General features: G+C 53.4%; 11 protein-coding genes. 7 read left to right on the top strand and 4 right to left on the bottom strand.

Annotated elements, in window-relative coordinates; all coding sequences use genetic code 11:
* Positions 1–33: 33 nt before the first annotated feature.
* The 4 genes from FHS30_RS10630 (at position 34) to FHS30_RS10645 (ending at position 5,811) form a co-directional block, all read left to right on the top strand.
* Positions 34–1,512 carry a leucyl aminopeptidase gene (locus FHS30_RS10630; protein WP_183910466.1) on the top strand — a complete coding sequence of 493 codons (1,479 nt, stop codon included), beginning with the start codon at positions 34–36 and terminating at the stop codon, positions 1,510–1,512.
* Positions 1,512–1,931 (top strand): DNA polymerase III subunit chi, encoded by a 420-nt coding sequence (locus tag FHS30_RS10635; protein WP_183910467.1) that lies wholly within the window; start codon positions 1,512–1,514, stop codon positions 1,929–1,931. Before FHS30_RS10630 ends, FHS30_RS10635 begins: the two co-directional genes overlap by 1 nt.
* A 21-nt stretch (positions 1,932–1,952) precedes the next feature.
* Positions 1,953–2,933: a hypothetical protein gene (locus FHS30_RS10640; protein WP_183910468.1), complete on the top strand. Its 981-nt coding sequence runs from the start codon at positions 1,953–1,955 to the stop codon at positions 2,931–2,933.
* 73 nt (positions 2,934–3,006) lie between these two features.
* Positions 3,007–5,811, top strand: coding sequence for a valine--tRNA ligase (locus FHS30_RS10645; protein WP_183910469.1), 2,805 nt, complete (start codon positions 3,007–3,009; stop codon positions 5,809–5,811).
* 85 nt (positions 5,812–5,896) lie between these two features.
* On the opposite strand, the gene FHS30_RS10650 is transcribed toward FHS30_RS10645, so the two are convergent.
* Both FHS30_RS10650 and FHS30_RS10655 read right to left on the bottom strand, forming a co-directional pair.
* A complete protein-coding gene (locus FHS30_RS10650; RefSeq protein ID WP_183910470.1) occupies positions 5,897–6,133 on the bottom strand; it encodes a DUF2789 domain-containing protein in 237 nt (78 codons plus the stop codon).
* Between the two features lie 88 nt (positions 6,134–6,221).
* On the bottom strand, positions 6,222–6,560 hold the full coding sequence (locus FHS30_RS10655) for a tRNA-binding protein (RefSeq protein WP_183910471.1): 339 nt from the start codon (positions 6,558–6,560) through the stop codon (positions 6,222–6,224).
* 773 nt (positions 6,561–7,333) lie between these two features.
* On the opposite strand from FHS30_RS10655, the gene FHS30_RS17455 reads away from it, so the two are divergent.
* On the top strand, positions 7,334–7,744 hold the full coding sequence (locus tag FHS30_RS17455) for a transposase (protein ID WP_221197258.1): 411 nt from the start codon (positions 7,334–7,336) through the stop codon (positions 7,742–7,744).
* 284 nt (positions 7,745–8,028) lie between these two features.
* On the opposite strand, the gene FHS30_RS10665 is transcribed toward FHS30_RS17455, so the two are convergent.
* Entirely contained in the window at positions 8,029–8,487 is a 459-nt protein-coding gene (locus tag FHS30_RS10665) for a hypothetical protein (RefSeq protein WP_183910472.1), read from the bottom strand.
* 289 nt (positions 8,488–8,776) lie between these two features.
* On the opposite strand from FHS30_RS10665, the gene FHS30_RS10670 reads away from it, so the two are divergent.
* Entirely contained in the window at positions 8,777–9,076 is a 300-nt protein-coding gene (locus FHS30_RS10670; protein ID WP_221197259.1) for a transposase, read from the top strand.
* A gap of 138 nt (positions 9,077–9,214) precedes the next feature.
* The gene (locus FHS30_RS10675) at positions 9,215–11,194 is read left to right on the top strand and encodes a S9 family peptidase (protein ID WP_183910473.1); all 1,980 of its coding nucleotides are present in this window, start codon (positions 9,215–9,217) and stop codon (positions 11,192–11,194) included.
* A 199-nt stretch (positions 11,195–11,393) separates the two neighbouring features.
* Here the strand turns inward: FHS30_RS10675 and fadA are convergent, their stop codons facing one another.
* Positions 11,394–12,569: an acetyl-CoA C-acyltransferase FadA gene (gene fadA, locus FHS30_RS10680; RefSeq protein WP_183910474.1), complete on the bottom strand. Its 1,176-nt coding sequence runs from the start codon at positions 12,567–12,569 to the stop codon at positions 11,394–11,396.
* Positions 12,570–12,575: the final 6 nt, after the last annotated feature.

Raw genomic sequence — 12,575 nt, forward strand, 5'->3', positions numbered from 1 at the left:
ACTTGTCTTGACGCTAAGGACACTATTTTGACCATGAAATTTTCCGCCAAACAATTTGACCTGATCACTCACAAAACACCCTGCCTCGTGGTGGGTCTGCTCGAGGGCAAGTTGACCCCAGCTGCTCAGGCCGTCGATGCCGCTTGTAGCAAGGCCATCAGCGAACTAGTGAAACGCAAAGATATCACGGGCAAAAGCGGACAAACCCTGCTGCTGCCAAAGGTCGATGGTATAGCCGCAGAGCGCTTAATGCTGGTAGGGCTTGGCAAAGCCGCCGATTTAAACGCCGACAGCCTGCGCAAAGCCGCCGCCAAATTGGCCGAAGCGCTTAAAGGTTTGAACGCCAAAACCGCGAGTATTGCACTGGACCCGATCGAAACCGTCGATGCCGGCACCCAAGCGCGCATCCTGGCTGAAAGCATTGGCTGGGCCACCTACCTCTACAGCACCACCAAAGGCAAAAAGCCCGACACCCCAACGCTGGCCAATGTGGAGCTGCACGCTGCCGATAAAAAAGACAAGTCAGCCAAAGATCGCGGCTTGACCATCGGCGCCGCTATTGCCGAAGGCAGCAACGTCACGCGCGAATTCGGCAACCTGCCCGCCAACGTGTGTACGCCAACTTATTTAGCGGAGCAAGGCAAAGCCTTGGCCAAAGCCCACAAGAACTTGAAAACCAACATCCTCGAAGCCGCCGACATGAAGAAGCTCGGCATGGGTTCGCTGCTGTCAGTGGCGGCCGGTTCCGATCAACCGCCCAAATTGATCGTGATGGAATACAACAATGGCAAGGCCGGTGCCAAGCCCATTGTGCTGGTGGGCAAGGGCGTGACCTTTGACACCGGTGGCATCAGCCTCAAGGCCGGCGAAGGCATGGACGAAATGAAGTACGACATGTGCGGCGCCGCGAGCGTGTTTGGTGCCCTGCATACCGTGCTGGCGCTGGAATTGAAAATCAACTTGGTGTGTATTGTTCCAGCCACGGAAAACATGCCCAATGGCAAAGCTACCAAACCCGGAGACGTCGTAACCTCCATGTCGGGCCAGACGATCGAAGTACTGAACACCGACGCCGAGGGCCGCCTCATTCTGTGTGATGCACTGACCTACGCCGAGCGCTACAAGCCCAAGGCCGTGGTCGACATCGCCACCCTCACCGGCGCCTGCGTCATCGCCTTGGGCCACCACGCCACAGGCCTATACGCCAACAAACAAGAGCTGGCCGACAAACTGTTAGAGGCCGGCCGCAGCGCCGCCGACAAAGCCTGGCAAATGCCCCTGTGGGACGAGTACCAGAGCCAATTGGATTCCAACTTTGCCGACATCGCCAACATCGGCGGCCGCCCCGGCGGCAGCGTCACCGCCGCGTGTTTCCTGTCGCGCTTCACCAAAAGCTACCCTTGGGCGCACCTGGACATCGCCGGCACCGCGTGGAAATCCGGTGCCGCTAAAGGCGCCACCGGTCGCCCCGTACCACTGCTGGCCCAGTTCCTGATCAATCAGGCCGGTTAATGACCAAGATCGACTTTCTTTCCAGCAATGAATCCGATCACGAGGCGCGCTTGCGCCTCGCGTGTCGGGTGGCACAAAAGGCGTTGCGCAGCGGCGCCGATGTGTTTATCGCTTGCGCGGATGACACCCAGCAGGCCCAGCTGAGCCCGCTGCTCTGGTCGTTCGAGCCAGAAAGTTTTCTACCCCATCGGGCCCTGCACGAGGACACTCCAGCCCCCATCACACTGGGCACAGCGGCGGATTGCGGTGAACATCACGATCTACTCATCAACCTGTGCGCCGAGGTGCCGCAATATTTTTCTCGCTTTGAACGCCTCTTTGAATTGGTGGTCCAAGTACCGGAAGTGTTGGCGTCAACCCGTGCGAACTGGAGCTATTACAAAAGCCGGGGCTATCCGTTAGACTTCAAAACCATCTAAATGCCATTGACGGAAGCACCCATGGCCGGCCCGGATCAGCCAAAAACAAAAGCCGAACTCCTGCGCGAGCTACAATCCATACAAAGTTTGCTCGATGAACAGGACTCAGATGACCTGCCCGACTTGGACGATGAAGACATCCCCATTCTCGATGAGTTCATCGAGCCGGATGACGACCACAGCCATCCACTCGCGGCCGACGACGAAAAAGATGAAACACTGGACGCCCTCAATGCCGCCTACGCCGCGCTGACGGGCGATATCGACGCGCACAGCGCTCTCGAAAAGGACAACCACAATGAAGAGGCCACAGAGCCGCCCCAAAAGTCGCTGCACCCGCAAGAAACAACTGCAAGCGCAGATGCGCCATCGGACGCTCAACAAGCAATCGAAGCGCCTGCGCATGCGCTGCTTAATGCTGAACCGAGTGCAGATGAGCCCGAAGATCGAGACCATCCTGGTGCGCACGAGGATCAACTCGGCAGACATGGATCTGTAGCGCCCCATTCAGACCCCGCCGCGCCGGCGCCCCTGCCCGGCCAGCAGAGCCTGTTTGACGGGCCAGCCAAGCCGTCTCACCACAGCTCCATTAGCCCGCGCCCAGCCCAAGTCACTAAGGCGTCTGGCGAAAATCCCTTTTTGCCGCAACACATCCGCGAGCGGCTGCGGGGCAATCAACCGCTACCCAAGGGCGAATTCATTCAGCCCGCCACGCCACCGGCGCATCTCGACCTGTCTGACCTCCCCAAACCGGAGGATGCTAAACCAGACGTGAGCACAGCAGAGGTCGCCACTGAGGTGGATATTCCGGAAACCCCAGCCGAACCCGAGGCTTCACCCGCTACCACAGACCCTGAGCCCGCAGCCCAGCCCGCCCTTAGCAACGACGAGGTCATGCAGCTGGTGGACGAATTGCTGGCCGAACACCTGCCCAAAATCGAACAACAACTGCGCGAACAGCTAATCGCCAAACTGACTCAACAAGCGTCAACTGAGCACTGACCACCCTCCCCGCATCAGGTATAATCGCCGCTTTTGCCAGCCCCGCTCTGGGGCCCAACGCGTTGAGAGCCAGATGGATAAGACTTACCAACCTGCCAACATCGAAACTCAGTGGTACCAGAAATGGGAATCCGAGGGCCATTTCAAACCTTCCGGTAAGGGTGACCCCTACTGCATCATGATTCCGCCGCCCAATGTCACGGGCAGCTTACACATGGGGCACGGTTTCCAAGAATCCATCATGGATGCCCTGGTGCGCTACAACCGCATGCTGGGTAAAAATACCCTGTGGCAAGTGGGCACCGACCACGCCGGCATCGCCACCCAGATGGTGGTTGAACGCTTGCTCGATGCCCAAGGCATATCGCGCCACGATTTGGGCCGCGAAAAATTCCTGGAAAAGGTCTGGGAGTGGAAAGAAGAATCGGGCGGCACCATTACTCGCCAGCTGCGCCGACTGGGCGCCAGCCCCGACTGGTCGCGCGAACGCTTCACCATGGATGACGGCTTCTACAAAGCCGTACAAGAAGTGTTCATTAAGCTCTACAAAGACAAATTGATCTATCGCGGCAAGCGCCTCGTTAATTGGGACCCAAAGCTGCACACCGCCGTGTCGGATTTGGAAGTGGTCAGTGAAGAGGAAAAAGGCTTTTTGTGGCACTTCCGCTACCCGCTCGCCTCCGGTGAAGGCCACATAGTTGTCGCCACCACGCGCCCAGAAACCATGCTGGGCGATTCGGCGGTTGCCGTGCACCCAGAGGATGAGCGCTACAAACATTTGGTGGGTCAGATGATCAAGCTGCCGCTCACCGACCGTGAAATCCCGATCATTGCCGACGACTACGTCGACAAAGACTTCGGCACCGGCTGCGTTAAAATCACGCCCGCGCACGATTTCAACGACTACGAAATGGGCAAGCGCCACAACCTGCCCATCATCAACATCCTCACCGACGACGCCGACCTCAACGACGAGGTGCCAGAAAAGTACCGCGGCATGGAGCGCTTCGCCGCCCGCAAACAAATTGTGGCCGACTTTGAAGCACTCGGCCTGCTAGAAAAAATCGACGATCACGTGCTCAAAGTGCCGCGCGGCGATCGCACCGGCGTGGTGATCGAACCCTACCTCACAGATCAGTGGTACGTAAAAACCGCGCCCTTGGCCGAAGAGGCCATCAAAGCGGTGGAAGACGGCCAAATTAAATTTGTGCCGCAGCAATATGAAAATATGTACTTCTCTTGGATGCGCGACATTCAAGACTGGTGCATCTCGCGCCAACTCTGGTGGGGCCATCGCATTCCTGCGTGGTACGACGCCGAGGGCAACATTTTTGTGGGCCGCTCGGAAGCCGAAGTGCGCGCCGAAAATAACATTCCCGACGACGTTGCCCTAAAGCAAGACGACGACGTACTGGATACCTGGTTTTCGTCCGGCCTGTGGACCTTCGGCACTCTGGGCTGGCCCATGGACACCGAAGAGCTGCGCACCTTCCACCCCACCGACGTACTGGTGACCGGCTTCGATATTATTTTCTTCTGGGTGGCGCGCATGATCATGCTGACGCTGCACTTCAGGAAAGAAATTCCGTTCCACACCGTGTACGTACACGGCTTGGTGCGCGACAGTCAGGGCCAGAAGATGTCCAAGTCCAAGGGCAACGTGTTAGACCCCATCGACCTCATCGACGGCATCGATTTGGAAACCCTGGTGACCAAACGCACCGCCGGTATGATGCAGCCACACCTGCGCGAAAAAATTGAAAAGCAAACGCGCAAGGAATTCCCGGAGGGCATCAACGCCTACGGTACCGACGCACTGCGCTACACCTACTACTCACTCGCCTCCACCGGCCGCGATATTAAATTTGATGTAGGCCGCATCGAAGGCTTCCGCAATTTCTGCAACAAAATTTGGAACGCCACCAACTACGTGTTGATGAACTGCGTACCCGAAGGCACTGATAGCACGGCACCCGATGCCGCCACGCTCGCCGCCTGCGGTGGCGACAACTCCACCGACTTCGAACTATCGCTGGCCGACAAGTGGATTATTTCAAAATTACAACTGGCCGAGCAGGCCGTGAAAGACGGCATCGACAACTACCGTTTAGACCTTGCCTCACAGGCGCTGTACGACTTCATCTGGAACGAGTACTGCGCTTGGTACCTAGAGCTGTCCAAGCCGGTGCTCTGGGATGAAAGTGCCAGCGCTGCACAGAAAAAAGGCACCCGCCGCACGCTGATTCGCGTACTGGAAACCACCCTGCGCTTAGCGCACCCCATGATGCCGTTCATCACCGAAGAAATCTGGCAAAAGGTTAAAACCCTGGCCGGCCAAACGGGTGACACTATCATGCACGCGCAGTTCCCGCTGGCCGATGAAACCAAAATTGATCAGCAAGCCATCGTGGATTTGGAATGGATTCAAAAAGTTGTCGAGAGCGTGCGCAATATTCGCGGCGAAATGAACATCAGTCCGGGCAAGGCGATTCCGCTCTTAGTCAATCTTGCCGACGCCGAGGAACAGCGCCGTATCGATGACAACCGCACCTTCATCACCAAGCTGGCCAACCTCGAGTCCATTACCCTGCTAGCGGGCGAAGAAGCGCCGCTTTCAGCCACCGCGCTGATTGGCAAAATGGAATTGCTAGTGCCCATGGCGGGCTTGATTGACAAACATGCAGAAATCGCACGCCTCGATAAAGCGCTCGACAAGCTCACCAAAGACATCCAGAAAACAGAGGGAAAATTGAACAACCCGAAATTTGTGGACAAGGCACCCGCCGAAGTCGTCGCCAAAGAACGCGATCACTTAACCGCGCTGAAGGAGCAGGCCGACAAGCTACAAGTGCAAAAGGAAAAAATGGCTGCATTGTAAAGCGCGATTGCTATCGCGCCCATAAAAAAGCCCCGCTGGTCGGGGCTTTTTTATGGGCGGCTATTTTTAACAGGCCTTGTACCGGTTAGGACCGCAAGCGAGCATCCAACTGATCCACGGCCTCGGCCCACTCGGCATCCTCTTCAATGGACTCTTTGATAAATTTCGCCTGCGAAGGCGACCAAAAAATAGCGCGGTACAACTCGCCATCTTCAGGGCGCAGTCTGTGGCTGGCAATAAACCGCTCCACGGCGGCATCGCCGTCCTCCAGACCAAGCTGCTGGAACAAGTCCTTTACATTATGGGTGTGGTGTAGATCCATCGGCGACCTCCGTCTGCGTTGAAATCTACCCCATCATAGCCGATCAGCCCCTTGGGCTTTATGGTAATAGGGCATAAGCACCCAGCTGCTAAGCCAATCTCGTTCCATTTGGCACATCCAGATCCGGTACTGCCAGCACCACACTGCCATCTTCACGATGAAAACCCGTCACCAAACATTCCGACATCATTGGTCCAATTTGCTTAGGCGGAAAATTCACCACCGCCACCACCTGCTTACCCACCAGCGCCTCCGGGTCATACAAATCAGCGATCTGGGCACTGGATTTTCGCTCACCGATTTCAGAACCAAAATCAACGCGCAATTTGTACGCAGGTTTGCGCGCCTCCGCAAACACTTCCGCCGCCACGACTGTACCCACGCACAACTGCACCTTTTGAAAATCTTGCCAACTAATTTCCGTCATAGCCAACGTCCTCACTCACAATTTCATCGAATCATACTGCTTGGCCAATACAGCGCCATCGGGGCACCTCTCGGATTCTAGCGCGCCGCGGGCATCGTAGGTGTAGCCTGTGGCGGCGCGTGGCGACGTCGGCCGTGGTGGCCGTTGCTATCGAATCTGCTTGGGGGAGTTTTTATACTGGCGCTAAACTCTCAACTATAAAGTCTTACGGTGAAAGTCCCAGTAGTGCTCTGAGTTTCAAGATGTCAGACCCCGTGATCCATAGAACACTCCTTAATTGCGACATTGTCGCCGATTAAAAGTGTCCGTCAAACTGTAGCAGGTTCACTCCGCCCCTTTTTCCCCTTTCTTTTTTAAATTAATTAACTCCGCCCCCCTTCTTCCCCTTTTCCCTCTTTTTCTTACTAGGCCAACACGACCCCGACAACTTTTCCCATCCAGAGAATGATATTTTCTCGCAAAACATAAGAAAAAAACAAAATCATAAAAAGCCAATGCAGATATAGTGAAACTTGCATTGACCTCAACACCGACTCAATACCGACATCATATTTTCCTTTGTACGCACCAAACGCAATACTTAAGAACAGTTTCACATCTAACATCTTGCTAATCTCGGCATTTGTGGATCCCGAGCTTTTCGATTTGACTTGTCCAGCGGACAACTGACTAAAATCATTCAAGTTCAAGTAAAATCCGATAAAGGGGTCGGAGTTAATTACCGCCCTAAGCATGGTACGCTCTGCTGACTAGCAATTGCCCAAGGATGGACTATGCCTAGAAAACCTCGCCTCTATGCTCTCAACATTCCATGCCATATCGTTCAACGTGGCAATAATCGATCAGCCTGTTTTTTCGCACCGTCAGATTTTGCCCTTTATATTAATGCGTTGTCGGAAGCGTTGGACAAACATCAAGTCAAGCTACACGCCTTCGTGCTAATGACTAACCACGTCCATCTACTAATGACACCTTGCGATTCTCAGGCTATTTCGAAAGTCATGCAAGACGTGGGACGAACTTACGTGCGAATCATTAACGGCATATATCGCCGCACAGGCACACTGTGGGAAGGCAGACACAAAGCGAGCCCTATTTGCAGTGAAGAATATCTCTTGGTATGCCAACGTTATATTGAACTCAATCCAGTGCGAGCCAAGATGGTGGAGCATCCAGGGGAATAGATGGTCAAGCTTTCAAGCCAATGGCGTCGGTAAGACTATTCAATGCCTAACACCGCACCCGACTTATCTCGCGCTTGGCTCTTCAGCACTTGATCGGCAGCATGCCTACCGTGCACTCTTCGACGTAGCAATACCCTCGCAACAATTACACACGTTGAGGAACTGCTTGCAACATAATTACCCCATGGGTAACGATCGCTTTAAGGCTGAAATAGAAGCCGCACTGCAACGTAAAATTGGACAACTAAAGCCAGGAAGGCCATGGTCGAAAGAATAGTAAAATTCTAATTCACTCCGACCCCTTTATCAGAAGCATTAAGAACCTCATCAAAAACCAAAAAATGCCCCTCACTGTGATGGTATTCGAATACCTTCTGGCTGAAATTATCGCCAATAGAAGAGTAAAGTACCGATGAATACGCTTGAAACCCAGCATGAATAATTTCCCAATACTTAAGTTCAGGAGCGCCTGAAAAGTAAGCCTGTGTATAGCAGTCAAGAGCTATATTTTTCAATTCTTTAATATCTGCAAGGGTTTCTTTCTGTTGGCTAATATCAAACTCCTCAAGCCTTGTCGTGATAGAAAATACATAAGAATGATCACTCTTAAAATTTTTAATTCTTACTTTAATGCTGCCGCACTCTTTCAGGCGGCTTAATGGCTCGCTGATGTTTTTGTCACTCTCGCATGCGCTTAGAAATACTAAGCAGATTGCAATTAGTGAAAATTTTTGTGTCTTCATATATTGTTATTTTCCCCAGGGATGACATGTGGCTTTAATAATAGGCAAGTTAATTCCGAAAGTGTTGAATCTCTGCCAATTTCATCAAGTTTACTTTTATACCAGTCATTTAGTTTTTGTTGTCTTTTTGTAATCCCTGAAATTACTTTCTTTAAATTTTCGATCTCTTTCAATATTATCATCGGTGTCTCGATATAGACCGCTGAGAAAGCGTGATAAAGGGGTCGGAGTGAATTACCGCCCGAAGCATGGTACGCTCTGCCGACTAGCAATTGCCCAAGGATGGACTATGCCTAGAAAACCTCGCCTCTATGCTCCCAACATTCCATGCCATATCGTTCAACGTGGCAATAATCGATCAGCCTGTTTTTTCGCACCGTCAGATTTTGCCCTTTATATTAATGCGTTGTCGGAAGCGTTGGACAAACATCAAGTCAAGCTACACGCCTTCGTGCTAATGACTAACCACGTCCATCTACTAATGACACCTTGCGATTCTCAGGGTATATCGAATGTCATGCAAGACGTGGGACGAACTTACGTGCGAATCATAAGAACTAACGGGACACCCACCCTAAGCGACAACTAACAGCACACCCAACCTAAGCGGCTTTGCCACGGAACCTTGGGTTTTGTCAGCGTAATTAATCGCGTAAAGTCCAATCACCGTTGTATCGTTGGGTACATTAACAACAAGACTGCATCGCTATAACCAAGGAGCCAATATATGAACCGAACGCTGTTAACCCAAATCGCCTGCATGGTGGCTGCAATTGTCACCAGCATGGTGAGCCTCGCAGAGGTCTCAACGCGCACAGCCAATAACGGCCAGGTGATTCTAGAAGACATCCCCGCTGTACCCGAATCGATCGTCGAGGACCTCAATCGCTACCAGAATGTGCGATCGGCGCCGGTATTGACCTGGACGGCCGACGGCAAAGCCCTGTATATCGCCACTCGGTTTGGCGATGTCGATCAATTACACCGCGTCGACAAGCCAGGCGGAGCGCGCCATCAACTGACGTTTTTCGAAGAGCCACTGGGAGGTGTATCGCGCCAGCCCAAGGGTAGCCTGATCGCATTTACCATGGATGCCGGCGGCAATGAGTACGCGCAGATTTTTCTGTTTGATCCCGCCACCGGCAAACACCGCATGCTCAGCGATGGTGAATCGCGCAACAGCCCGCCCGTTTGGAGCCGTGATGGCAAGCACATCGCGTTTCAGAGCACCCGTCGCAACGGCCGCTCTAACGATATCTGGGTCATGGACATATCCACTCCGGACATTGCCCGGATGATTTTGGAGAGTCCCGATGGAAGTTGGTGGGGCCCGGTGGATTTTTCCGCCGACGGCAAACGCCTGCTGGTACAGAACTACGTCAGCATTGCCGACTCTCGCGTGTATGAATTAAATCTGACCTCGGGTGAAAAAACATTGTTGGCGGGATCGCCGAGCAAACCCTCGCTGAATTTCGCCCATAAATATAACCGCGATGACAGCGGTTTTTACCTGTCATCCAACGACGGTTTCGAATTTGCACATTTGGTGCATCAGGGCATCGGTAAAAGCTATCGCAATATTCTAACCCAAGATATTGCCTGGGATGTGCGGGAGTTTTCCATGGACAACTCCCGTAAGCGCGCAGCATTTAGCGTGAATGAAAACGGCTATAACGCCATCTACCTGCTCGACACAACGCGAGACAAGTTCCAGAAGGTCAAGGGCTTGCCCATAGGTTTGGTGGGCGGCCTGAAGTTTAGCCCGAATGGCAAAAAGCTGAGTCTAACCTTGAATACAGCACAAACGCCAAGCGACACCTTTGTGCTGGACCTTAAACAAAACCCAACCAAACATGGTGCACTTACACGCTGGACACATTCCGAAGTTGGCGGCCTGAATACCGACGCCTTTATCGAACCGGAACTGGTGCACTACCCAACCTTCGACAAAGTGGACGGCAAACCCCGAGAAATTCCCGCGTTCGTCTATAAGCCCAAGACCAAGGGCCCGCACCCGGTGATCATTTCTATTCACGGTGGCCCTGAAGGCCAGTACCGCCCTGCTTTTTCCAGCACTTACCAACTGTGGCTGGAAAAACTGGGCGCCGCCGTTATCGCACCCAACGTGCGAGGCTCTGCCGGCTATGGCAATACCTACATCAATCTAGACAACGGCTATAAGCGTGAAGACTCGGTGAAGGACATCGGTGCCCTGCTCGACTGGATCGCCACCCAGCCCGATCTCGACGCGTCTCGCGTGGCCGTTTTTGGCGGCAGTTACGGGGGCTACATGGTATTGGCATCAGCCATGTACTACAGCGACCGATTGAAAGCGGCCGTTGACATTGTCGGCATCAGCAACTTTGTCACCTTCCTTAAAAACACCAAGAGCTACCGTCGGGATCTGCGCCGCGTAGAATATGGCGATGAACGCGATCCCAAAATGCACGATTTCCTGCAACGCATTTCACCCAGCAATAACGTCGAGAAAATAAAAGTCCCTATGCTAGTGGTGCAAGGTGAAAACGACCCCAGGGTTCCCGTTTCAGAAGCGGTACAAATCGTTAAAGCTCTGCGGGAACAGGGCCAACTGGTTTGGTATATGAACGCGCTCAACGAAGGCCACGGCTATCGAAAAAAAGAAAACCGTGACCTGTACCAGCAAGTCGTGGTCATGTTTTTCAATGAACATTTATTGAAGGATTAAAACTTGGGTGCCTAGCAGGCCCCATGGTCTAGCGCCGGGCCGTCGCAGCACATTGTCGAGGTGGCCGCGATACGCCCGCCAAGGATGGCGGTAGTGCCTAAAATGCAGGAGCATTTTTAGGCCCTACATCCTGTAGGCAAAAAACCGGCGCTTTTTAGGGCGCCGGTTTTAGAGGTCAAACGAAAAAAGTTGTAAAGCGCTAGATGCGCTCAATCACCGTAGAGATACCCTGCCCCAAGCCTACGCACATGGTTGAAACACCAATGGTGAAATCTTTTTGCTGCATGACGTTGAGCATGGTGGTAGTGATGCGCGTGCCCGAACAACCGAAGGGATGACCGAGGGCGATGGCGCCACCGTAGAGATTGACCATTTCGTCCATTTTATCGAGCAAACCCAAATCTTTTAACACGGGCAATGCCTGAGCGGCGAAGGCTTCGTTCAGCTCTAAATAGTTGACGTCGTCCATGGTCAGACCTGCGCGCTGCAAGGCTTTTTGCGTAGAGGGCACAGGGCCGTAACCCATGATGGATGGATCGACACCGGCCACCGCCATGGCGCGAATTTTCGCGATGGGAGTTACACCCAGAGCTTGCGCGCGTTCGGCACTCATCACGATCATGCAGCTGGCGCCGTCTGAAATTTGCGATGAGGTGCCCGCTGTCACGGTGCCACCTTTGGGGTTAAACGCAGGCTTTAATTGCGACAAACCTTCCACGGTAGTTTCGGGGCGAATGGTTTCGTCCTGAGATACCATGATTTTAAAACCGTTGGCATCGTGGCCTTCGCGGGCCAAAATTTCATTGGCAAATTTGCCCTCAACGGTGGCCTGGTGGGCCAAACGATGAGAGCGCGCACCAAATTCATCTTGCTGCTCGCGCGAAATGCCGTGCATTAACGCCAAAAATTCAGCCGTTAAACCCATCATGCCCGCCGCCTTGGCCGCGTGCTTGGAAAGGCGCGGGTTGGGATCGACACCGTGATCCATGGGCAGGTGACCCATGTGCTCAACGCCACCCACCACAAACATGTCGCCGTTGTTGGTCATGATCGCCTGCGCCGCTGTGTGCAGCGCGCTCATGGAGGAGCCACACAAACGACTCACGGTTTGACCCGCAGCTGAGTGGGGCACCACGGTCATCAAGCTCATCATGCGAGCGATGTTCCAACCCTGCTCTTTGGTTTGGTTCACACAGCCCCAAATCACATCCTCCACTTCGGCAGGATCTAACTTTGGGTTGCGCGCAAAAATGCTATTGACCAAATCAGCCGACAAATCTTCAGCGCGGGTGTTGCGAAATACGCCGCCCTTGGAGCGACCCATGGCCGTGCGGCCACAATCGACAATAACTGCATCTCTTGGATTAAGTTTCATGTTCAA

This window comes from Simiduia aestuariiviva, assembly GCF_014192475.1.
GTDB lineage: Bacteria > Pseudomonadota > Gammaproteobacteria > Pseudomonadales > Cellvibrionaceae > Simiduia > Simiduia aestuariiviva.

Excerpts from the sequence above, each read along its gene's own strand:
- FHS30_RS10630 (WP_183910466.1), top strand. The coding sequence starts at position 34 with ATGAAATTTTCCGCCAAACAATTTGACCTGATCACTCACAAAACACCC.
- FHS30_RS10635 (WP_183910467.1), top strand. The coding sequence starts at position 1,512 with ATGACCAAGATCGACTTTCTTTCCAGCAATGAATCCGATCACGAGGCG.
- FHS30_RS10640 (WP_183910468.1), top strand. The coding sequence starts at position 1,953 with ATGGCCGGCCCGGATCAGCCAAAAACAAAAGCCGAACTCCTGCGCGAG.
- FHS30_RS10645 (WP_183910469.1), top strand. The coding sequence starts at position 3,007 with ATGGATAAGACTTACCAACCTGCCAACATCGAAACTCAGTGGTACCAG.
- FHS30_RS10650 (WP_183910470.1), bottom strand. The coding sequence starts at position 6,133 with ATGGATCTACACCACACCCATAATGTAAAGGACTTGTTCCAGCAGCTT.
- FHS30_RS10655 (WP_183910471.1), bottom strand. The coding sequence starts at position 6,560 with ATGACGGAAATTAGTTGGCAAGATTTTCAAAAGGTGCAGTTGTGCGTG.
- FHS30_RS17455 (WP_221197258.1), top strand. The coding sequence starts at position 7,334 with ATGCCTAGAAAACCTCGCCTCTATGCTCTCAACATTCCATGCCATATC.
- FHS30_RS10665 (WP_183910472.1), bottom strand. The coding sequence starts at position 8,487 with ATGAAGACACAAAAATTTTCACTAATTGCAATCTGCTTAGTATTTCTA.
- FHS30_RS10670 (WP_221197259.1), top strand. The coding sequence starts at position 8,777 with ATGCCTAGAAAACCTCGCCTCTATGCTCCCAACATTCCATGCCATATC.
- FHS30_RS10675 (WP_183910473.1), top strand. The coding sequence starts at position 9,215 with ATGAACCGAACGCTGTTAACCCAAATCGCCTGCATGGTGGCTGCAATT.
- fadA (WP_183910474.1), bottom strand. The coding sequence starts at position 12,569 with ATGAAACTTAATCCAAGAGATGCAGTTATTGTCGATTGTGGCCGCACG.